This is a genomic window from Polaromonas sp. P1_G1, assembly GCF_056405595.1.
Map to the genome: position 1 here is coordinate 1 of NZ_JBFUBU010000008.1, position 20591 is coordinate 20591.

The window sequence follows — 20591 nt, forward strand, 5'->3', positions numbered from 1 at the left end:
CCGCAGTCTGGGTCCCTACGCTTCGCTACGGGCAACCTGCGGTGCTCGAGCCAAGCGGGGTCCGGCTAAACTCGCTTCGCTCAGACAACGCCGGCCCTGATCCGCTTGTCTCTGCGCTCCTCGGCCCAGCCAGGACGGGGCAATCGGGAACGGGGACAGAAGACAAACACCAAAGAACAAACCAAGACAAACAAGGACTCGCCATGGCGAGTCCTTGTTTCTTCAGGTATTCGGTATTGGTATCCGGCTGTTTGGTATTTCTCTCCCCGCTCCCACCCCTTGTGGATGCGCCGAGGAGCGGAGGTTCAGGCGGATCAGGGATCGCGTTGTTTGAGCCGAAGGCGAGTTTAGCGAGACCCCGCCTGGACCGAGCACCGCAGGTTGCCCGCAGCGAAGCGAAGGGACGCAGCAACCAGGGTCGCCTTTTCTTTTGCTTACTTTTCTTTTGGCGAAGCAAAAGAAAAGTGAGTAGCCGCCGGGCTACCCCCGGCCAACCGCCCTCAGCAAAGAGCACAGAGGAGAGGAAGCGCACTAGCCGGAGCAAGACCGGCTCGATCAACCGGCTTGCGACCCCCGATGCGCCCACCCAGTAGTGTGCTTCTCAACATAACTAAACAACTCATACATAGCCATCGCCATAGCCCCAATCACCACCAACCCGGCAAACGCCAACGCCAGCCGTTGCTGCGACCCGGCACTCTGCATGAGGTAGCCAATCCCCGAATCCCCAGCCGTCATTTCGGCCAGCACCGTGCCGACAAAAGCCAGCGTGATCGACACCTTGAGCGAGGCAAAAAAGTAGGGCATGGACCTCGGCAGGCCGACCTTGATGAGCACGTCACGGCGTTTGGCGCCGAGCACGCGCAGCACGTCTTCAAGCTCGGGCTCGAGCGTGGCCAGGCCGGTGGCCATGTTGACGGTGATGGGGAAAAACGAGATAAGGAAAGCGGTCAGGATGCCGGGGCCTATGCCTATGCCGAACCAGACGATGAGGATGGGCACGATGGCCGCCTTGGGCACGGCGTTGAAGGCCACCAGCAGCGGGTAGACCGCCGCATAGGCCAGGCGCGACGAACCGACCAGGAAACCCAGCAGCACGCCAACGACGATGGACAGGCCGAAACCGACCATCGTGACCCAGAAGGTTTTCCAGGCGGCTTCGGCAATCGGGCCGGCGAATTCGGCCATGGCCTGGGCAATCGCCAGCGGCGCCGGGAAGATGAACTCGGGCACCGAGAAACCCGCGCACACGGCCTGCCATAGCGCCACCACCAGCGCCAGCAGCAGCCATGGCGCCCAGCGTTCCAGCTGTTTGTTGTTCATATTCATGGCTGCGCTCCGCCGCGCATCGCGCCTATGTGGCCGCGCAGTTCGTGCACGATGTCGCTGAATTCGCGGGTGTAAGTGACTTCCAGGTCGCGCGGGCGCGGCAGGTCGATTTCGCGCCGGACGACAAAACGGCCCGGGCTTTTGCTCATCACGTACACCGTGTCGGCCAGGAACACCGACTCGCGCAAATCATGGGTGACCAGGATCACGTTGAAGCGCTGCTCGGTCCAGAGGTCGCGCAGGATGCACCACAGCTCTTCGCGTGTGAAGGCGTCGAGCGCGCCGAAGGGCTCGTCGAGCAGCAGCATCTTGGGTTCGTGGATCAGCGCGCGGCAGATGCTCACGCGCTGCTGCATGCCGCCCGAGAGCTGCCAGGGGAATTTGTCCTCGTATCCGGCCAGGCCTACCTTTTGCAGCAGCCGGCGCGCGCGTTCTTCGAACTCCTTGCGTTTGGCCTTGAACTGGCTGCGGTAGGGCTCGACGATTTCGAGCGGCAGCAGCACATTGCCGACCGTGGTGCGCCAGGGCAGCAGCGAAGGCGCCTGAAAGGCCATGCCCGAGATCTTGAGCGGCCCGGTCACGGGCCGGCCGTCGATCAGGATGCGGCCCGCCGAGGGCATCTTCAGGCCGGTGGCCAGTTTCATGAAGGTGGACTTGCCGCAGCCCGAAGGCCCGACGATGGCGATGAACTCTCCTTGGCGCACCTGAAGGTCTATGGCCTCGACGGAAAATTGTTTGCGCGCGAGCAGCTCGTCGTTGTAGGCGAGCCAGACGTCCTTGAAGTCGACGAAAGGATTATTGTCGGCAGTAGCCAGGGACATGCTTATTTCTTGGGGACCGGCAGCACATTGAGTTCAGCCGCCATGGGCAGGAAGCTGCCGTTCCACACCAGGGCAGGGTCCACGCGGGTCTTGGTGCCGAAGGCGTCGGACACCTGCGAGGCCATCAGCGTGAGGCGCGGGGCTTTGACCTGGCCGAAGCCCTCGGCGCGCGCGTCGGGGCTGTTGATCACGGTGTCTATGGCCAGGCGCAGGCGGCGCACTTCGAGCGGCACGTTGATGATGCCGTCGCGCGCCTTGACGAATTCAATCGCAGCGGCCGGGTCGGCCACCACGTCTTTCACGCCCTTGGTGAAAGCCTGCAGGAAAGCCTTGACGGCGGCCGGATTCTCCTTGATGAGCTTGGGCGAGGCGATCACGACGTTGCCGTAGTGCTTCACGCCGAAGTCGGCATAGGGCAGCACCACCACATCCTCGGCCTTGACGCCGCGCGCCTCGAGGTTGAGCAGCGAGGTAAAGGTGAAGCCGGTGATGGCGTCCACGTCGCCGCGCGCCAGCATGGTCTCGCGCAGCGGCGGGTCCATGGTGACCCACTGGAAGCCGGTGACCTTGTTGGCCTTGGCAAAGACCGGGAAGGCGCGGCGGCCGGCRTCGAACACCGGTGCGCCCATTTTTTTACCGTTGAGGTCGGCGGGCGTCTTGATGCCCGATTTCTTGAGCGCCATGACCGAGGCCGGCGTGTTGTTGTAGACCATCATCACGGCCACGGGTTTGTTGGGTGCGTCGGGATTGTTGGCATGGAACTCCATGACCGAGGCTAGGTCGGCAAAACCCATGTCGTAGGTGCCCGAAGCCACACGCGTGACCGCGCCACCCGAGCCGTTGCCGGCATCCACCGTCACGTCGAGCTTGTTGGMCTTGAAATAACCCTTGGCCACCGGCGTGAGGAAGAGGGCGGCGGGACCCTCAAAACGCCAGTCGAGCTGGAACTTGATGGGCGTGTTCTGCGCGTGGGCGAGGCTGAAGGCCGCGGTGGCGGCAAGCAGGCCGGCGGCCCTGGCGAGTTGCGCGGCGGAAAACAGGGGCATGCGATAGGTCATGGGGTGGTCCTGGGCCAAAAAAGTGAGCACTGGCCGCCCGGAGGAGCGGCAGCGGGAGCTACGGGAGGATTAGCAAAAACAATGCCGTGCCTGGTGGGCGAGGGGGCAAAACATCCTCGCCGACACGGCGTGCGGCCTATTTTCGGCGAAAGTCGCGCCGGGCTTGCCGCTTTTGCGGTTTTTTCCGTCCGTGATTACCCCCGAAGCGGGGGCATCGCGCCAAGGGCTCAGGCCAGCAGGTCGCGCAGCGTGCGCGCAATCACCTTGGTGGCGCGGCGCAGGTCTTCGAGATCGAGGCGCTCGTYGGCGCGCTTGGCGTGCGACTCGAGCACGGTGCGCGGGCCGGCGCCGTAGATCACGCCGGGAATGCCGGCCTCGGCATACAGGCGCACGTCGGTATAGAGCGGCGTGCCCATGGCCGGGATCTTCTGGCCGAACAGGGCCTCGCCGTGTTTCTGGATGGCTTCGACCAAAGGTTTGTTGCCGGGCAGCGGCCGCATGGAATTGGCCAGCAGCAGGCGCTTGATGTCGACGGTGATGCCCTTGCGTTCAGCCGCCGCGTCGGCGATCACCTTGCGGATAGTGGCTTCGACTTCGGCCGGGTTCTCTTCGGGGATCATGCGGCGGTCCAGCTTGAACATCACCTTGCCGGGSACCACGTTGGTGTTGGTACCGCCTTCGATGCGGCCCACGTTGAGGTAGGGGTGTTTGATGCCCTCGACTTTGGACGTGACCTGCTGGTACAGCGCGTTCTGCATATACAGCGCGTTGAGGATGTGCACCGCGCCCTGCAAGGCGTCGACGCCGGTGTCGGGAATCGCGGCGTGCGCCATCTTGCCGTGCACCGTGACTTCCATCTGCAGGCAGCCGTTGTGGGCGGTGACGACTTCATACGAGAAGCCGGCCGCGATCAGCAGGTCGGGTTTGGTGAGGCCCTGCTTGAGCAGCCAGCCCGGGCCCATCTCGCCGCCGAACTCTTCGTCATAGGTGAAGTGCAGCTCAACCGCGCCCTTGAGCGGCGCGCCCAGCGCTTCGAGCGCGCGAACCGCGAAGGTGAAGCTCGCGAAATCGCATTTGCTGACGGCCGAGGCGCGACCGTAGATCTTGCCGTCCACGATCTCGCCGCCGTAGGGGTCTTTGGTCCAGCCTTCGCCGGGCGGCACCACGTCGCCGTGGGCGTTGAGGGCGATGGTCCGGCCTTCGCCCTTGTTGCCGTACTGGCGGCACACGATCAGGTTGGTGATGGACTCCATGCCGTAGCCGCGGACTTCGGCTTCTGGAACGGGATATTTTTCAGCGTCGAAGCCGAAGGCCTTGATGAGTTCCGCGGTGCGCTCGGCATGCGGCGCGTTGTTGCCGGGCGGCGTGTCGGTGGGCACGCGTATGAGTTGCTGGAGGAAGGCGGTTTCCTCGTCGAAATGGGCGTCTATCCAACTGTCGAGCCGGGCGTAATCGGTAGGGAAGGTCATGGTGGTCAGGGCGCGAGATGGGTGAGCAGATGGGTAAAAGCCTGGATCGCAAGCTCGATGTCGTCGCTGGTGCTGCTTTCCAGCGGGTTGTGGCTGATGCCGGAGTTCTGACCGCGCACAAAAAGCATGGCCTGCGGCATCACCTTGTGCAGCTTCATGGCGTCGTGGCCGGCGCCGCTGGGCATGGCATGCAAAGGCACGCCCAGCGAATCGACCGCGCGCTCCCAGCGCTGCTGCCAGGCCGGCGCGCTGGGCGCGGCGGCGGCGCGCTCGGTCAGCTCGGTCGTGTAATGCACGCCGCGGCGCTCACAAATGGTTTTGAGCTCGGCCAGCACGTCGGCCACCAGCGCGTCGCGCTGCGCATCGACGGGCGCGCGCAGGTCCAGCGAGAACAGGCAGCGCCCCGGCACCACGTTGATGGAGCCGCTGGGCACCTGCAGCATGCCCACGGTGCCGACGGAATCGCCGTCCTGCGCGGCCCGGCGCTCCACGTAGAGCAGCAGTTCGGCGGCCGCGGCGGCCGCGTCGCGGCGGCGGTTCATGGGCGTGGTGCCGGCGTGGCTGGCCATGCCGGTGATCTCGCAGAGGTAGCGCACATTGCCGTTGATCGACGTCACGATGCCCAGCGGCAAATCGAGTTCGTTGAGCACCGGGCCTTGCTCGATGTGGACTTCGACAAACCCGAGGTAGCTGCCGGCCTCGCGTTTGATGTTGCCGATGTCTTCAGGCTTCAGGCCGGCGTTCCGCATGGCCTCGCGCATGGTGATGCCGTCGGCGTCCTTCTGGTCCAGCCACTCGGGCTTGAAGTCGCCGATCAGCGCGCCGGAACCGAGGAAGGTCGCTTTGTAGCGCTGGCCTTCCTCCTCGGCAAAGCCCACGACCTCGATGTTGAAAGGCAGGCGCTTGCCCTGGCGGTGCAACTCGCGCACACAGGCCATGGGCGCGAAGATGCCGAGCCGGCCATCGTACTTGCCGCCGTTGCGCACGGTGTCGTAGTGGCTGCCGGTGAGCAGGGTCTTGGCGCCCGGCGCCGAGGCCTTGTAGACGCCCACCACATTGCCCACCGCATCAATGCCCACCTCGTCAAAGCCACAATCCCGCATGGTGCCGCTGATGAAGGCCGCACAGGCGCGGTGCGCGTCGGTCAGGTAGGTCACCGTGAGCTGGCCTTTTTCAAGATAGCCCGGGTCGCTGTACCGCGACATGGCTTCGTGCCAGTCCCACACGTCGTTGCCCAGCGCGGGCGTGGCGGCGAACTTGTCGTTAAGCCGCAGTTCCACCACGCGGTGGATGTTGCGCAGGTTTTCCTGCAGCTCGAAGTCGGGATGGTTCTGCAGGCGGCGCGCGAAGGTGTCGATGATCTGCTGCCGTCCCAGGCCGGTGCCGCGCGGGCCGCGCACCGCGAGGATGAAAGGGAAACCGAACTTGGCGTTGTAGTCAGCGTTCAGCTTTTGCAGCGTGGCGAACTCTTCGGGTGTGCAATCGGTGAGGCCGGCCTTGCCCTGTTCGTGGGTGGATTCCGCCGTGAGGCTTTTGCTCACCATGGCCTTGCCGGCCAGTTCGGGATGCGCCTGGATGAGCTTGATCTGCGCGTCCCTGCCGGCTGCGCGCAGTACCTGGGCCATCGCGTGCTTGAGCTGCGCCAGCGAACGGAAGGGGCGGGCGTCGAGTGCTTTTTCAGCGACCCAGGGCGAGTGCTCGTAAAGCCCGTCCAGCAGCTGCAGCGCCTGGTCGCGCGGCGCGGTGTTGACCTGTTCAAGGGTGATGGCCATGTTCAGCTTTCCTGCCGGGGCGTGTAGGGGTGGGTGGCCTGCCAGTGGCGGGCGATGTCGATGCGGCGGCAGACCCAGACGCGGTCGTGCTTTTGCACATGGTCGAGGAAACGCTGCAGCGCCACGATGCGGCCGGGCCGGCCCAGCAGCCGGCAGTGCATGCCTATGCTGAGCATTTTTGGCGACTCATCGCCCTCGGCATACAGCGCGTCGAAGCTGTCGCGCAGGTAGATAAAAAAGTCCTCGGCCTGCGCGAAGCCCTGGGGCAGGGCGAAGCGCATGTCGTTGGTGTCCAGCGTGTAGGGCACGACCAGCCGGGGCACCACGGCGCCGTCGGTTCGTTTGACCTCGGTCCAGAAGGGAAGGTCGTCGCCGTAGTAGTCGCTGTCGTATTCGAGCCGGCCATCGTCGGCCACCAGGCGGCGCGTGTTGGGGCTGTCGCGGCCGGTATACCAGCCCAGCGGGCGCGTGCCGGTGAGCTTTTCGATCGCGTCCAGGCCCAGGCGCATGTGTTCGCGCTCGGTGGCTTCGTCGACCTKYTGGTAGTKGATCCAGCGSYRGCCGTGGCAGGCGATCTCRTGGCCGAGTTCGGTGAAGGCCGCGGCCACCTCGGGGTGGCGCTGCAAGGCCATGCCGACGCCGAAGACGGTCAGCGGCAGCCCGCGCTTTTCAAATTCGCGCAGGATGCGCCACACGCCCACGCGCGAGCCGTATTCGTAAATGCCTTCCATGCTCAGGTGGCGGTCGGCAAAGCTGGGCGGGTTGGCCATCTCGGACAAAAACTGCTCGGAACCGGCGTCGCCGTGCAGCACCGAGTTCTCGCCGCCTTCTTCGTAATTGAGCACGAACTGCACGGCGATGCGGGCCTGGCCGGGCCACTGCGCATGCGGCGGATTCCGGCCGTAGCCGACCAAGTCTCTGGGGTAGCTGTTGTTCATCATGACAAGGCCATCGAAATATCGTTGGTCGGCACCTTGCGGTCGAAGGCCAGGTTTTCCTCGACGTGCAGCAGGTGTTCGGTCATCAGGCGCACGGCCAGGGCCTCATCCTTGGCGGCCAGGGCCTTGACGATTTCGGCGTGCTCGTCGTTGGAGTGTTCTGCGGCGCTGGCGGTCTGGTACATCAGCGTGATCAGTGCGCAGCGCGAGATCAACTCGCCCAGCATCTGCGCCAGCACTTCATTGCCCATGAGCTCGGCCATGCGCACATGAAAATCGCCCAGCAGCTCGGTGCGGCCGGACACGTCGCCGGTGTCAAGCGCGGCTTTTTCCTGGGCCACGTGTTCTTTCAGCGCCTTGATCTTCGCGGGCGTCACCTCGCGCACAAAGGCGCGTGTCATCTCGGCTTCCAGCATGCGGCGCACGGCGAACACCTGGCGCGCTTCCATCACCGAGGGCGCCGCCACAAAGGCGCCGCGCGCCGGCTCCAGGCGTATCAGCCGGTTTTGCGAAAGCTGGAACAGCGCCTGCCGCACCAGCGTGCGCGAGACACCGAAATGGTCGGCGAGTTTTTGTTCCGCCAGCTTGGTGCCCGGGTGCAGCCTGTGCTCCACAATGGCCTTGGTCAAGGCCTCGACAATGGCGTGGGTGGTCGATGATTCCATCGGGTCATGATAGCCGTAAACCCAAAAACTGTATACACTTTTGGTAAACCGAAATCGAAACCCAAGAGCTGCTCACAAACCCAGCGAAGCGGTCCTGGCTAGGCGCGACGCCGCAGACAGTGCTGAAGGCACGGCAAGACGGCTGCACAACGCCAGGAGGGTTTTTGAGCGGCTCCCCCAACTACTACCAAGGAACGCCATGGGACTGAGCACACATGTACTCGATACGATGCACGGTTTGCCTGCAGGCGGCATGAAAGTCTCGCTGTTTACGACCCAGGCGGGGCAGGCCACGCTGGTGAAAACCTTCGTCCTCAATGACGACGGCCGCAGTCCCGACGGGCCCCTGTACGACAGCAGCAACTTGAAAGCGGGCACTTACCGCCTGGTGTTTGACGTCGCGGATTACTTCAAAGCGCGCGGCGTGGCGTTGCCCGAGCCGGCCTTCCTGGACCAGGTCAGCCTGGACTTCGGCGTGGCCGACATCACCGCGCACTACCACGTGCCCTTGCTGGTGAGCCCCTGGAGCTATTCGACCTACCGCGGCAGCTGAGCCTTTCCATGAGGCCCGTGTCATGCGGGCGTCATCTGGGACGTTAACAATCAGCTCTTTTTACTACTGAGCCTCTTCCCCCATGAACGTCAAGCCGATGGGCGCGCTGAGCCGCCGCCAAGCCCTGCTGTTGTCCGCGGGCACTGCCGCCAGCCTGGTGGCTTCCGCCGCGCTGGCACAAGGCCCTTCCAATACTCCCGCCGCTTACCCCGAACGTCCCGTCAAGATCGTGGTGCCGTTTGCGCCCGGCGCCGGCACCGACGCGATGGGGCGGCTGATCGCGCAAAAGCTCGGTGAAGTCCTGGGCGGCACGTTTGTGGTCGACAACCGCGCGGGCGCTTCGGGCGCCATCGGCACGCAGTTTGTGGCGCAGGCGCCGGCCGACGGCTACACGCTGCTGCTGGTGGCATCGCCTTTCACCACGGTGGCGGCTTCGCTGCCCAGCGCCAACTACGACCCGCTGCGCCAGTTCACGCCGGTTGGCATGATCGCCAGCGGCCCGCTGGTCTGGGCCGCCAACAAGCAGCTGCCGGCCAACAACATGAAGGAGCTGATCGCGCTGGCCAAACAGAAACCCGGCGCGCTCAACTACGGCTCCGCCGGCGCGGGCGGTGTCAACCACCTGGTGCTGGAATCGCTCAAAGCCCGCACCGGCACCTTCATCACGCACATCCCGTATCGCGGCGTGGCGCCGGCCACCATGGACATGATTGGCGGGCAGATCCAGCTTGTGACCGGCACCATTCCCGCGCTGCTGCCCTTCATCAAGAACGGCAGCGTCAAGCCGCTGGCCGTGACCAGCGCCAAACGCTCCAGCGCCTTGCCCGACGTGCCCAGCATGACGGAGTCCGGCCTGAAGGGCTTTGACGTGCTGAATTACTTCGCATTGGCCGCGCCTGCCGGCACGCCGCCGGCCGTCGTCAACACCCTGAACGCCGCCATCAACAAGATCGTGGCCATGCCGGACGTGCTGGCCCGTTTCAAGGCCGACGCTGTCGACGCCGCGCCCGGCACCCCGGCGCAACTGGGCCAGTTCATTGAGGCCGACTACCGCGCCTGGGTCAACGTCGTCAAGACGCAGAATTTGACGATTGATTGAGGGGCGCAGGTGTCGGTTTGGGTTCCGGGGCCGGGGTCGCCCGGCATGCGACTCACTTTTTTTGCTTCGCCAAAAAAAGTAAGCAAAAAAAGGCGACCCTGGTTCCTGCGTCCCCTGCGCTGCGCTCCGGGGCAACCTGCGGTGCTCGGTCCAGACGGGGTCAAAAACAACTCGCCTGCGGCTCAAACAAGTTTTTGCCCTGATCCGTCTGGACCTCCGCTCCTCGGCGCATCCACAAGGGGTGGGAGCGGAATGCAAACAGCCAACAGCCGAAGATAAAAACGGAATACCTGCAGCAGTCGGGGGCCTTAGTCAGTCCTGTCCTTCTGTGAGCGTGTCGAGTTGGAACTTGCCGCTCTTGTGCCACAGCCAGGTGTCGGTGTAGACCACCTTGCCCATGCGGGTGGGCGCTGGGAAAGGCGATGCCTTCTGGACAGTGCTTTCGATTTCAGCCATCACTTCGGGCGCGTGGCGCGGCGCGCGCATCCAGTCCAGGCGGGTCACGCGGCCGACCCTGTCGATCTCCACGTTCAGCACGCCGACGGCATACAGCAGCGGCGGCATGCGGCCCTTGTAGACACGGTCTGAATTGAGGCCATAGATGTGCGTGGCGCCGTCTTCGCGGTAGGCGCGCGGCGTGGAGGCGCTGGAGCTGCGGGCCGAACCCTGGGGGCCGGCGATGGGGCCGATCACCGGGGTGTCCGGCGCCTTGGCGGGTCCGGGCGCGGGCGTGGCGTCGGGAGCGGTCTTGCAGGCGCTCACGATGGCGGCCCCGGCCGCGGACAGCAGGGCCATCAGCCAGAAGCGCCGCGGGGCGGAAGAAGAAGTTGCAGTAGAAGGGGAGGAAGGCATCTCTGGTCTTGTCATGGTTTGCCTCTCTGGGCCTCTTGGGGCCGGCTCATGGGGTTTTGCGTATACCCGCCATCGTGCGCGGAGACCGCGCGCTGGCCGGGGGTGGTGCTAAGGTCTCATTTTGCCGACTATTCCATTTCCTTACGCTTTCAACACGTCACCAATGGTTTCCCGCAACACCGGTTTGTTACTTGACACGCTGCTGGCCCGCCTGGCCACAGCGCCGGCGGTGCTGGTGCGGGTGGCCGAAACACAGGGTTCGGTCCCGCGCGAGGCGGGCACCTGGATGGCTGTGTTCGCCGATGCCATCGTGGGCACCATAGGCGGCGGCCACCTCGAATACGAGTCCATCGCGCGGGCTCGTGCACTGCTCGGCGGCGACACCCCTGCCGATGCCGGCGCGCTGGTGCGCGTGGCGTTGGGCCCGTCGCTGGGCCAATGCTGCGGCGGTGTGGTGCAGCTGCGCTTCGAGCGGGTGGAGGCCGGCGATGCGGCGGCGCTGCGGCTGGACGCGCCGCGGCTCACGCCGGTGGCGTTGTTCGGCGGCGGCCATGTCGGCCATGCGCTCGCGCAGGTGCTCGTGCCCCTGCCGTTCGCGCTGACCTGGATAGACAGCCGCGACGGCGTGTTCCCGGACAGCGTGCCGCCGCGCGTGGTGTGCGAGCATTCGGAGCCGGTGCAGGCAGCAGTGCCTGGCCTCGCGCCGCAGTCGCGTGTGCTGATCATGAGCTTCAGCCATGCGGAAGACTTGGACATCGTGGCCGCCTGCCTGAAGCGCCAGCGTGAGCAGGGCGACTTGCCTTACATAGGGTTGATCGGCAGCAAGAGCAAATGGGCGGCCTTCTGGCACCGGCTGGAGGCCAGGGGCTTTACGGCGGAAGAACTCGCGCATGTGACCTGTCCGATAGGCGTACCCGGCATCACAGGCAAGGAGCCGGAAGTCATTGCCGTCGCTGTCGCGGCGCAGTTGTTGCAGAGCATCGATGCGGGCTGAGCCTGTGCCGTTTGGCTTTGCGCCTGACGGCAAAGGCTATAAACTCGCGTCACCAGGTCGCAGCGGAGCCGGGAACGACGTAGTCAACCACGCGTTCTCTTGTTCGTGACCCGTTTTCTGCTTACAGCGCCCGCAGTGGTGAGCAGGCTGAAATCGCGGTGCCTGCACGGGCCCCGCAAGGGTTGAGGGAATATGGAAAGCTACCTTCTGGACTGGGCCAACCTGCTGCTGCGCTGGGTCCACGTCATCACCGCCATCGCCTGGGTCGGCTCCTCGTTTTACTTCGTCTTCCTCGACAGCAGCCTCACGCCGCCGGTGGATGAAGACCTCAAGAAACAGGGCGTGAGCGGCGAGCTCTGGGCCGTGCATGGCGGCGGTTTTTACCACCCGGTCAAATTCGCCGTCAAGCCGCCGCAACTGCCGGCCCACCTGCACTGGTTTTACTGGGAAAGCTACAGCACCTGGCTGTCGGGCTTTGCGCTGTTCACGGTGTCCTACCTCTGGAACGCCGGCACCTACCTGATCGACAAATCATTGATGAACTGGTCGCCTGGCGCGGCGGCCGGTGTGGCGCTGTCTTTCTTCGTGGTGTTCTGGATGCTGTACGACGGCATCTGCCAGCTGTTCGGCAAGGGCAAAAATGGGGACGCCATCGTGGGCGCATTGGTCGCGGTGCTGGTCTGCATCGCGTCCTGGCTGGCCTGCCACTGGTTTGCCGGGCGCGCGGCCTTTTTGCTGGTGGGCGCGATGATGGCGACCGCCATGAGCGCCAATGTGTTCTTCTGGATCATCCCCGGCCAGCGCAAGGTCGTGGCCGCCATCAAGGCCGGCGAGCCTGTGGACCCGGTGCACGGCCAGCGCGGCAAGCAGCGCAGCGTGCACAACACCTACTTCACGTTGCCGGTGCTGTTCGCCATGCTCAGCAACCACTACAGCTTCACCTGGAGCCATCCGCAAAACTGGCTGGTGCTGATCCTCATGATGCTGGCCGGTGCGGCGATACGCCAGTTCTTCGTGCTGCGCCACGGCTACAAGCTGGGCCGCAACCGGCACCCGCTGCCGTATGCGCTGGTGGGTGTGGTGGTGATCATCGGCGTGATCATCTGGATGAAACCCGCGCCCATCGCTGCGGCTGCACCGGCCGCCGTCTCATCGGGCGCCGGTTATGACAAGGTGCAGGCCATCCTGGCCCAGCGCTGTTACCAGTGCCACGGGGCGCAGCTGCAGATGAAGAATGTGCGCCTCGATTCCCCCGGGGCTGTCAAGCAGCACGCGACCCAGGTCTACCAGCAAGCCGTGGTCACGCGGCTGATGCCCATGAACAACGCGACCGGCATCACCGAGGATGAGCGGCTGGCCATCAAGCAGTGGTTCGACGCGGGCGCGCGAACCGAATGATGATTACCAGCTGCTGGCCAAGCCCGCAGCCCTCGTCGACGGTTTTTCAAAATGCCGCGCCAAAAAATCCACAAAGGCCTTGACCCGGGCTGAATGCTGGTGGCGGGCCGGATACACCGCATGGATGTCGGCCGCCGGCGTTCGGTAGTTCTCCAGCACCTGCACCAGCCGGCCGCTGCGCAGGTATTTGGCGATGTCCCATTCGGCACGCATCAGGATGCCGTGGCCGTCCAGCGCCCAGTTCACCGCGATCTCGCCGTCGCTGGTGCTCAGGTTGCCGTGCACCTTGATGGCCTGCGTCTGCTTGCCTGACGCCAGGCGCCACATCCCGTAGGCCTCGTCGCCCTGACGTATGCCTATGCAGTTGTGCCGCGCCAGGTCGTGCGGCACCCGGGGTGTGCCGTGGCGGGCCAGGTAGGCCGGCGCGGCGCAGAGCAGGCGGCGATTCGGCGCGATCAGGCGCGCCACCACGCGGGCGTCGGGCGGCTCGCCGAAGCGTATGCAGACGTCAAAAGCATCTTCGGTCAGCGGCGGCGGGTTGACCGTGAGCTGCAACTGCACCTCCACCTCGGGATGGGCTTTCACGAAACGCGAGACCAGCGGCGCCACGTGGCTGCGGCCGAAACCCAGGGTGGCGTTCACGCGTAGCAGGCCCTTGGGGGCCGCCACGGCGCTGGAGACCTGCTGTTCCATGTCGTCGATGTCGGCCAGGATGCGGCGTGCATGCGTCAGGTAAATCTCGCCTTCCTGCGTGAGGCTGGCGCGTCGCGTCGTGCGGTTGAGCAACTGCACGCCCAGCCTGGCCTCCATCTGCGCCAGCCGCTTGCTGACGGCCGCGGTGCTGACGCCGAGCTCGCGCGCCGTGGCCGACAGGCTGCCGTAGCGCGCCAGCAGGTTGAAAAAAGCCATCTCCGATGGAGCGGGGTTTGCCGGATTCATTCGTAACCTGAAGTTAACAATGGTCTCACTTTAAAGGCTTTTGTTGTTCCCGCCAATCGCTACATTGGAGGCATCACCACCGGCATCACCACTGAGGAAACCATGAAGACTTACAAAATCGCCTGCATTCCCGGCGACGGCATCGGCAAGGAAGTCGTCCCGGCCGGCCAGCAAGTGTTGCAAGCGCTTGCCGCCACGCAAAAGAATTTCCGTTTTGAGTTCACGTCCTACGGCTGGGGCGGCGACTGGTACCGCAAGCACGGCGTCATGATGCCCGACAAGGGCCTGGACGAATTGCGCGGCCAGGACGCCATCCTGTTCGGCTCGGCCGGCGACCCGCACATCCCCGATCACATCACGCTGTGGGGTCTGCGCCTGAAGATCTGCCAGGGCTTCGACCAGTACGCCAACGTGCGGCCCACGCGCATACTGCCCGGCATAGACGCGCCGCTCAAGCGCTGCACGCCGGAGCAGCTCAACTGGGTCATCGTGCGCGAGAACTCCGAGGGCGAGTATTCGGGTGTGGGCGGGCGCGCCCACCAGGGCCACCCGATTGAAGTGGCAACCGATGTTTCGATGATGACGCGCGCGGGCGTCGAACGCATCATGCGCTACGCCTTCCGCCTGGCGCAGTCGCGCCCGCGCAAGCTGCTGACCGTGGTCACCAAGTCCAATGCCCAGCGCCACGCCATGGTGATGTGGGACGAGATCGCGCTGCAGATCAGCAAGGAATTCCCAGACGTTACCTGGGACAAGGAACTGGTCGACGCCTGCACCGCGCGCATGGTGAACCGCCCGGCCTCGCTGGACACCGTGGTCGCCACCAACCTGCATGCCGACATCCTGAGCGACCTGGCCGCGGCGCTAGCCGGCAGCCTGGGCATCGCGCCCACCGGCAACATAGACCCGGAACGCCGCTACCCCAGCATGTTCGAGCCCATCCACGGCTCGGCCTTCGACATCAAGGGCAAGGGCCTGGCCAACCCGGTCGGCACCTTCTGGAGCTGCGTCATGCTGCTGGAACACCTGGGCGAGGCCGAAGCCGCCGCGGTGCTGATGGCGGCGATTGAAAAAACCACCGCCAATGCCGCGCTGCACACCCGCGATCTGGGCGGGCAGGCCACCACCGCGCAGGTCACCGAGGCCGTCTGTGCGGAGGTCGGCAGCCGCCTGTTGCAGGCCGCCTGAGCCTTTCAACGCGCCGCCGGCGCGCAGTGCGCTTTTGAATGCCGGCCGGTTCCCGCTCCCAAAAAACACCCGGAGACAAAGCATGAACACCGACGTCAAAAAGTGGATAGGCATTTTCTGCATCGCGGCAACGCCCGCCGCCATGGCACAGCCTTCGCCAGCCGCCCCCGCCTGCCCCGACAAAAATGTGCAGTACTGGCAGGCCTTTCCGCCGGGCGGCGAGTCCGACCTGTCGGCGCGCCACCAGCAGGTCGTGCTCAAGAAAAAATGCCCGGTGGTCGACACCATCATCCAGTACAAGGCGGGCGCGGGCGGCGGCCTGATGTGGGGCCAGATGAACAATCTGCCCGGGGACGGCCTCAACGTCGTGGGCATCAACCTGCCGCACATCGTGTTCCAGCCCATCGAGGGCGAGGTGCAGTACAAGACGGCCGACATCGTGCCGGTGTTCTGGTTCCACTACACCCCCGACGTGCTGGTGGTGCCCGAGAAAAGCCCCATCAAAACCTTCGCGGACTTCATCGCGGCCGCCAAAAAGAACCCCGGCAAGCTCAACCTGGGCGGCTCGGGCCTGAATTCGGCCAACCATGCGGCGCATGAGCGGCTCAACGCGGCCTTCGGGATCAAGAGCACCTATGTGCCTTACAAAGGCACGGGTGACATGTCCATCGCCGTGATCGGCGCGCAGGTCGACGGTGCGGTGACCTACACGCCCTTTGCCATCAGCAACAAGGGCCGGGTGCGGCCGCTCGCGGTGGCCATGGAAAAGCGACACCCGCTGATGCCCGACGTGCCCACCTTCCGCGAGCTGGGCGTGGACTGGGTGGACGGTGCCTACCGCGGCATCGGCGTGCCCAAATCCACGCCGCCGGAAGCGCGCAAGCGCCTGTCGGACCTGTGGGCCGCGCTCAACAGCGAGCCGGAGATGAGGGAGCTCGCCGCCAGAAACGGCTTTGAACTGATCAGCGTGGGCATGGACCAGATGGATGCCTTCATGAAGGAGCGCATAGCCCTCTACACCGAAGGCGCGCGGCGGCTGGGGCTGGGGAAGAAGTGACGCCCCGCAGGCAGCTCATTCTTCCTGGAACCGGCCTTGGTCCTTGGTTCCTTAGTGAATGCTGGTGGTGTTCGAAAAGAGGTTCAGCACCACCACGCCCGCGATGATCAGCGCCATGCCCACCATGCCCCAGAGGTCTATCTTCTGCTGGTGGACGAAGAAGCTGGTGATGCTGATCAACACAATGCCCAGGCCCGACCAGATGGCATAGGTCACGCCGGTGGGAATCGACTTCATGGTCACCGTGAGCAGGTACAGCGCCGTGCCGTAGCCGGCGATGCTGACCAGCGAAGGCACCAGCCGGGTAAAACTTTCGCTGGACTTGAGCGCCGTGGTGGCGATGACTTCGGCAATGATGGCGATGCCAAGGGCCAGGTAGGCGTTCATACGGTTTCTGCTTTCTTCTTCAGGGGATGAGGGTGACAGGCCATTCTAGGCAGCGCCTGTTTTTGCCGTATCCCCCAAACCCCCGGGGCCTGCCGGGTTACTGCCCGGTTACCACGGCACAATCCGGGGTGGAGACATTTCAATGACCGCCGCCAAGACACCCATTCCCAGCACTCCCAGCATGCCCAGCAACACCACCCCCGATGCCGCCACCCAGCCGCGCGAGTTCCTCGAGCACCTGTACCGCGCCGCCGTCACGCGCGCGCTGCCGCTTGAAAACACCGCCCGCTACCTGCCCGAGCCGCCCACCAAAGCCAGCGGCGGCCGCACCATCGTGATTGGCGCGGGCAAGGCCGGCGGCTCCATGGCGCAGGCGGTCGAAGCCTTGTGGCCGGCTGAGGCGCCGCTCGAAGGCCTGGTCGTTACGCGCTACCACCACATTCCGCCCCGGCCCGATGGCCTGAAGCCGCGCATTGAAATCGTCGAGGCCGCGCACCCGGTGCCCGACGCCGCCGGGCTGGCGGCCGCCCAGCGCATCCTGGCCATGGTGCAGGGCCTGACCGAARACGACCTGGTGCTSTGYCTGATCTCGGGCGGCGGCTCKGCCCTGCTGACCTTGCCGGCCGAAGGCCTGACGCTGGAAGACAAGCAGCGCATCAACAAGGCGCTGCTCAACAGCGGCGCGAACATTTCCGAGATGAACTGCGTGCGCAAGCACCTCTCGCGCATCAAGGGCGGGCGCCTGGCCGCGGCCTGCGCGCCGGCGCGCGTGGTGACGCTCACCATTAGCGACGTGCCGGGCGATGACCCGTCCATCATCGCCAGCGGCCCCACGGTGCCCGACGCGACCAGCTGCGCCGAGGCCGTGGCGATCCTGCAGCGCTACGGCATTGAAGTGCCGGGCGCCATCATGAGCCTGCTGGAGCAGGGCGCGCTGGAAACCCCCAAGCCCGGCGACGCGGTCTTCACCGGCCATGAGGTGCACATGATCGCCACGCCCCAGCAAAGCCTGGAAGCCGCCGCCGCCGTGGCGCGCGCGGCCGGCTTGCAGGCCTGGATCCTGAGCGACGAGATGGAAGGTGAATCGCGCGAGGTCGGAAAGGTGCATGCGGCGCTGGCCCGTGCCGTGGCGCTCAAGGGCCAGCCCTTCAGCAGGCCCTGCGTGATCCTGAGCGGCGGCGAGACCACGGTCACCGTCCGCAAGCAGCCCGAAGGCACGCCGCGTGGCCGGGGCGGGCGCGCCGGCGAGTTCTGCCTGGGCCTGGCGCTCGCGCTGCAGGGCCAGCCCGGCGTCTACGCGCTGGCGGCCGACACCGACGGCATAGACGGCGTCGAAGACAATGCCGGCGCCTTTGTGGCGCCCGATACCTTGCAGCGTGCGCTGGCCCAGGGCATGAAGATAGACCCCTACCTGGACCGCAACGATGCCTATGGCTATTTTGAGCCGCTGGGCGGCCTGGTCATCACCGGGCCCACGCACACCAACGTCAACGACTTCCGCGCGCTGCTGATCCTGTAAGCGCGGCTCAAACGGCGTTCAAGCCGCCGGAACCCTGGCTGCCCGCCGTCTCGGGCGGGTGCGTGACGATGGACTTGAGTTCCGGCCTGGCCGCCTGCAGGGGCTTGAGGTCGGGCACCGGCCGGCGCAGGCTGTCGCTGCCTTCGAACACCTGTTCCAGCGCCCGGCTCGCGGCCAGCAGTTGCGCATCACCATGCAGCCGCCCGATCACCTGCAGGCCGAAGGGCATGCCGTGTTCGTCCTTGCCGCAGGGCAGGGCCAGCGCCGGGTTGGTGGCCAGCGTGACCACGTAGGTCAGGCCCAGCCAGTGGTAGTAGTTGCGCATGGCCTGGCCGTCGATGTTGCCGGCGAACAGCTCCGTCCAGGGGAAAGGCGTGACCGGCGTGACCGGTGCCAGGATCAGGTCGTATTGCTCGAAGGCTTTGGCGAAGCGGCGTGAGATGCGCGTCTGCTCCAGGTGTGCCCAGGCGCGGTCGGCCAGCGTGATGGCGGCGGCGATTTCCATGTTGGCGCGCACATTGGGCCCCAGCGTTTCGGGCGCCTTGCGGTAGGTGTCGGCAAAGGCCGCGACAAAACTCTCGGCGCGCAGCGTGTCGAAGGCGCGATCGGCGTCGCCCAGTTGCAGGTCCACCGGTTCGCAGCTGGCCACCAGCGGCCGGATGGCCTCCACGCGCTGGCGGAACACGCGGCGTATTTCCGGGTCGACGATGCACAGGCCGAAGTCTTCGGTCGTGCCGACGCGCAGTGTGGACAGGTCCGCGGGCTTGAGCGGCCAGAAGCCGGCGCCGTCCACCGGGTAGGACAGCGGGTCGCGCGCATCGGCGCCCACGCTGGCGGACAGCAGCAGCGCCGTGTCGTCCACATTGCGGCCCATGGGCCCGAGCACCGAGATGACCGACCAGCCCAGCGGCCGCGCGTCATTGGCCACCAGGCCGGGCGAAGGCCGCAGGCCGACCACGCCGCACAGCGCCGCCGGGATGCGCAGCGAGCCGCCGGTGTCCGAACCGGTGCAGATCGGCAGCATGCCGGCCGCCAGCGCCGCGGCCGAGCCGCCCGAGGAACCGCCCGCATTGAGCGCGGGGTTGAAGGGATTGCCCGTCGCGCCCCAGACCGGGTTGCGGGTGTTGGCGCCCGCGCCCATGTCGGGCACATTAGTCTTGGCCGTGACGATGGCGCCCGCCGCGCGCAGCTTGGCCACCAGCGCGTTGTCCTTGGCCGGCACGTTGCCGCGCAGTCCCACGTTGCCGTAGGTGGTCAAGAGGCCCGCCGTGTCCTGCAGGTCCTTCACGCCCAGCGGCAGCCCGTGCAGCGGCCCCAGCGGGCCGCCGCGCATCACCTGCGCCTCGGCTTCGCGCGCGGCCTCGCGTGCCCGCGTGAAGTCGGTCGCGCAGATCGCGTTGATGGCGGGGTTGAGGCTTTCGATGCGGCCTATGCAGGCGTCCATCAATTCCACCGGCGAAACCTGGCGGCTACCGATCAGGCGACGCAGTTCAACGGCGGAGATGTCTGGCAGGGTGGAGGGCATATCTGTCTCGTTCAGTCTGTTTTGTTCAATCGGTCTTGATCTGGGAACGCTCTGCCAGGGCTTTCATGCGCGCGATCTCGGCCGTGACCATGCCGGACCAGTCGGGAACCGCTGTGTAGCCGGGCTCGAAGCCGGCGGCCTTGAGCTTGTCCAGTGTTTCGGGATTCGCCATCACCGTCATCAATGCTTTTTCAAGCCGTGCCTTGACGGGCGCCGGCACGCCCTTGGGCACCACCACGGCCAGCCAGGCGTTCATGTCGACGGCCGGGTAGCCGGCCTCGGCCATGGTCGGCACGTTCGGCAGCAGGGCGGAGCGCTTGTTCATGGCCACGGCCAGCACGCGGATCTTGCCGGACTTGAGCTGCTGCGACGCGGCGACCACGGTATCGAAGGACACCGGGATCTGCCCGCCCATCAGGTCGGTCATCAGCGGGCCTGAGCCCTTGTAGGGCACATGCGTCATCTTCAGACCTGTGGCGGTGTTGAACATCGCGCCGGCGAAGTTGGAACTGGTGCCGTTGCCGAAGCTGCCGTAGAGGTATTTGTCGGGGTTGGCCTTGGCGGCGGCCACAAACTGGTGCACGTCGGTGGCGGTGACCGATGGGTTCACCAGCATCGCCAGCGCCACCGAACCCACCAGGCCGATCGCCTCAAAACCCTTGGCCGGGTCGTAGGACAGCTTGGGCTGCAGCGCCGGGTTCAGCGTGAAAGTGGAGTTCGAGCTCACGAGCAGGGTGTAGCCGTCGGGCTTGGCGCTGGCGACCGCGGCCGCGCCTATGGCGGTGCCGGCGCCTGGTTTGTTTTCGACCACCACGGGTTGGCCCAACTGGTCGCCCAGGGCCTTGCCCAGGATGCGCGCCAGCACGTCGGCCGCGCCGCCGGCCGGGAAGGGCGCGACCAGCGTCACGGGCCGCTCCGGAAAATCGGCGGCGCGGGCAGGCCCGCCCACGGCTGCCAGCCCGCAGAAGATCATGCCGCCGGCGATCAGCGTGCGGCGCAGTGCGTTGAATGACATGTGGTGCATGGTA

General features: G+C 65.7%; 19 protein-coding genes. 7 read left to right on the forward strand and 12 right to left on the reverse strand.

The window, feature by feature from the left end; translation table 11 throughout:
• Positions 1-555 precede the first annotated feature (555 nt).
• The 7 genes from AC1D1Y_RS04845 to AC1D1Y_RS04875 form a co-directional block, all read right to left on the reverse strand.
• The gene (locus AC1D1Y_RS04845) at positions 556-1323 is read right to left on the reverse strand and encodes an ABC transporter permease (RefSeq protein WP_477681504.1); all 768 of its coding nucleotides are present in this window, start codon (positions 1321-1323) and stop codon (positions 556-558) included.
• A gap of 2 nt (positions 1324-1325) precedes the next feature.
• A complete protein-coding gene (locus AC1D1Y_RS04850; RefSeq protein WP_477681354.1) occupies positions 1326-2150 on the reverse strand; it encodes an ABC transporter ATP-binding protein in 825 nt (274 codons plus the stop codon).
• A gap of 2 nt (positions 2151-2152) precedes the next feature.
• Positions 2153-3208: an ABC transporter substrate-binding protein gene (locus AC1D1Y_RS04855; RefSeq protein WP_477681355.1), complete on the reverse strand. Its 1056-nt coding sequence runs from the start codon at positions 3206-3208 to the stop codon at positions 2153-2155.
• Positions 3209-3435: 227 nt separating this feature from the next.
• Positions 3436-4677: a M20 family metallopeptidase gene (locus AC1D1Y_RS04860; protein ID WP_477681356.1), complete on the reverse strand. Its 1242-nt coding sequence runs from the start codon at positions 4675-4677 to the stop codon at positions 3436-3438.
• A 5-nt stretch (positions 4678-4682) separates the two neighbouring features.
• Positions 4683-6449 (reverse strand): 2-oxo-4-hydroxy-4-carboxy-5-ureidoimidazoline decarboxylase, encoded by a 1767-nt coding sequence (gene uraD / locus AC1D1Y_RS04865; protein WP_477681357.1) that lies wholly within the window; start codon positions 6447-6449, stop codon positions 4683-4685.
• A 2-nt stretch (positions 6450-6451) separates the two neighbouring features.
• Positions 6452-7387: an allantoinase PuuE gene (puuE, locus tag AC1D1Y_RS04870; protein WP_477681505.1), complete on the reverse strand. Its 936-nt coding sequence runs from the start codon at positions 7385-7387 to the stop codon at positions 6452-6454.
• Positions 7387-8052 (reverse strand): GntR family transcriptional regulator, encoded by a 666-nt coding sequence (locus AC1D1Y_RS04875; RefSeq protein ID WP_477681358.1) that lies wholly within the window; start codon positions 8050-8052, stop codon positions 7387-7389. Before AC1D1Y_RS04875 ends, puuE begins: the two co-directional genes overlap by 1 nt.
• A 199-nt stretch (positions 8053-8251) precedes the next feature.
• On the opposite strand from AC1D1Y_RS04875, the gene uraH reads away from it, so the two are divergent.
• Together uraH and AC1D1Y_RS04885 are read left to right on the forward strand one after the other, a co-directional pair.
• Complete coding sequence (gene uraH, locus AC1D1Y_RS04880; protein WP_477681359.1) at positions 8252-8605, forward strand: hydroxyisourate hydrolase; 354 nt, start codon at positions 8252-8254, stop codon at positions 8603-8605.
• Between the two features lie 82 nt (positions 8606-8687).
• Positions 8688-9704, forward strand: a complete 1017-nt coding sequence (locus AC1D1Y_RS04885) for a tripartite tricarboxylate transporter substrate binding protein (protein ID WP_477681360.1) — start codon at positions 8688-8690, stop codon at positions 9702-9704.
• A 312-nt stretch (positions 9705-10016) separates the two neighbouring features.
• On the opposite strand, the gene AC1D1Y_RS04890 is transcribed toward AC1D1Y_RS04885, so the two are convergent.
• The gene (locus AC1D1Y_RS04890; protein WP_477681361.1) at positions 10017-10571 is read right to left on the reverse strand and encodes a hypothetical protein; all 555 of its coding nucleotides are present in this window, start codon (positions 10569-10571) and stop codon (positions 10017-10019) included.
• Positions 10572-10719: 148 nt separating this feature from the next.
• Here AC1D1Y_RS04890 and xdhC point away from each other — a divergent pair, with 148 nt between their 5' ends.
• Together xdhC and AC1D1Y_RS04900 are read left to right on the forward strand one after the other, a co-directional pair.
• Positions 10720-11550, forward strand: a complete 831-nt coding sequence (gene xdhC, locus AC1D1Y_RS04895; RefSeq protein WP_477681362.1) for a xanthine dehydrogenase accessory protein XdhC — start codon at positions 10720-10722, stop codon at positions 11548-11550.
• A 192-nt stretch (positions 11551-11742) separates the two neighbouring features.
• Complete coding sequence (locus AC1D1Y_RS04900; protein WP_477681363.1) at positions 11743-12948, forward strand: urate hydroxylase PuuD; 1206 nt, start codon at positions 11743-11745, stop codon at positions 12946-12948.
• A gap of 3 nt (positions 12949-12951) precedes the next feature.
• Here AC1D1Y_RS04900 and AC1D1Y_RS04905 read toward each other — a convergent pair whose 3' ends face one another.
• Positions 12952-13887, reverse strand: a complete 936-nt coding sequence (locus AC1D1Y_RS04905) for a LysR family transcriptional regulator (RefSeq protein WP_477681364.1) — start codon at positions 13885-13887, stop codon at positions 12952-12954.
• Between the two features lie 102 nt (positions 13888-13989).
• Here AC1D1Y_RS04905 and AC1D1Y_RS04910 point away from each other — a divergent pair, with 102 nt between their 5' ends.
• Together AC1D1Y_RS04910 and AC1D1Y_RS04915 are read left to right on the forward strand one after the other, a co-directional pair.
• Positions 13990-15075: a tartrate dehydrogenase gene (locus AC1D1Y_RS04910; RefSeq protein WP_477681365.1), complete on the forward strand. Its 1086-nt coding sequence runs from the start codon at positions 13990-13992 to the stop codon at positions 15073-15075.
• Positions 15076-15157: 82 nt separating this feature from the next.
• A complete protein-coding gene (locus tag AC1D1Y_RS04915) occupies positions 15158-16132 on the forward strand; it encodes a tripartite tricarboxylate transporter substrate binding protein (RefSeq protein WP_477681366.1) in 975 nt (324 codons plus the stop codon).
• A 51-nt stretch (positions 16133-16183) separates the two neighbouring features.
• On the opposite strand, the gene AC1D1Y_RS04920 is transcribed toward AC1D1Y_RS04915, so the two are convergent.
• A complete protein-coding gene (locus AC1D1Y_RS04920; protein ID WP_477681367.1) occupies positions 16184-16519 on the reverse strand; it encodes a DMT family transporter in 336 nt (111 codons plus the stop codon).
• A gap of 142 nt (positions 16520-16661) precedes the next feature.
• Between AC1D1Y_RS04920 and AC1D1Y_RS04925 the strand changes: the two genes are divergently transcribed.
• Entirely contained in the window at positions 16662-18038 is a 1377-nt protein-coding gene (locus tag AC1D1Y_RS04925; RefSeq protein WP_477681368.1) for a glycerate kinase type-2 family protein, read from the forward strand.
• Positions 18039-18045: 7 nt separating this feature from the next.
• Here AC1D1Y_RS04925 and AC1D1Y_RS04930 read toward each other — a convergent pair whose 3' ends face one another.
• Both AC1D1Y_RS04930 and AC1D1Y_RS04935 read right to left on the reverse strand, forming a co-directional pair.
• Positions 18046-19563 (reverse strand): amidase, encoded by a 1518-nt coding sequence (locus tag AC1D1Y_RS04930; RefSeq protein ID WP_477681369.1) that lies wholly within the window; start codon positions 19561-19563, stop codon positions 18046-18048.
• Between the two features lie 25 nt (positions 19564-19588).
• Positions 19589-20587: a Bug family tripartite tricarboxylate transporter substrate binding protein gene (locus AC1D1Y_RS04935; protein WP_477681370.1), complete on the reverse strand. Its 999-nt coding sequence runs from the start codon at positions 20585-20587 to the stop codon at positions 19589-19591.
• Positions 20588-20591: the final 4 nt, after the last annotated feature.

Coding starts and splice junctions, on each gene's coding strand:
- AC1D1Y_RS04890 (WP_477681361.1), bottom strand. CDS start 10,571: ATGACAAGACCAGAGATGCCTTCCTCCCCTTCTACTGCAACTTCTTCT.
- uraD (WP_477681357.1), bottom strand. CDS start 6,449: ATGGCCATCACCCTTGAACAGGTCAACACCGCGCCGCGCGACCAGGCG.
- AC1D1Y_RS04910 (WP_477681365.1), top strand. CDS start 13,990: ATGAAGACTTACAAAATCGCCTGCATTCCCGGCGACGGCATCGGCAAG.
- AC1D1Y_RS04850 (WP_477681354.1), bottom strand. CDS start 2,150: ATGTCCCTGGCTACTGCCGACAATAATCCTTTCGTCGACTTCAAGGAC.
- AC1D1Y_RS04915 (WP_477681366.1), top strand. CDS start 15,158: ATGAACACCGACGTCAAAAAGTGGATAGGCATTTTCTGCATCGCGGCA.
- AC1D1Y_RS04845 (WP_477681504.1), bottom strand. CDS start 1,323: ATGAACAACAAACAGCTGGAACGCTGGGCGCCATGGCTGCTGCTGGCG.
- AC1D1Y_RS04935 (WP_477681370.1), bottom strand. CDS start 20,587: ATGCACCACATGTCATTCAACGCACTGCGCCGCACGCTGATCGCCGGC.
- AC1D1Y_RS04885 (WP_477681360.1), top strand. CDS start 8,688: ATGAACGTCAAGCCGATGGGCGCGCTGAGCCGCCGCCAAGCCCTGCTG.
- xdhC (WP_477681362.1), top strand. CDS start 10,720: ATGGTTTCCCGCAACACCGGTTTGTTACTTGACACGCTGCTGGCCCGC.
- AC1D1Y_RS04905 (WP_477681364.1), bottom strand. CDS start 13,887: ATGAATCCGGCAAACCCCGCTCCATCGGAGATGGCTTTTTTCAACCTG.
- AC1D1Y_RS04875 (WP_477681358.1), bottom strand. CDS start 8,052: ATGGAATCATCGACCACCCACGCCATTGTCGAGGCCTTGACCAAGGCC.
- AC1D1Y_RS04900 (WP_477681363.1), top strand. CDS start 11,743: ATGGAAAGCTACCTTCTGGACTGGGCCAACCTGCTGCTGCGCTGGGTC.
- uraH (WP_477681359.1), top strand. CDS start 8,252: ATGGGACTGAGCACACATGTACTCGATACGATGCACGGTTTGCCTGCA.
- AC1D1Y_RS04920 (WP_477681367.1), bottom strand. CDS start 16,519: ATGAACGCCTACCTGGCCCTTGGCATCGCCATCATTGCCGAAGTCATC.
- AC1D1Y_RS04930 (WP_477681369.1), bottom strand. CDS start 19,563: ATGCCCTCCACCCTGCCAGACATCTCCGCCGTTGAACTGCGTCGCCTG.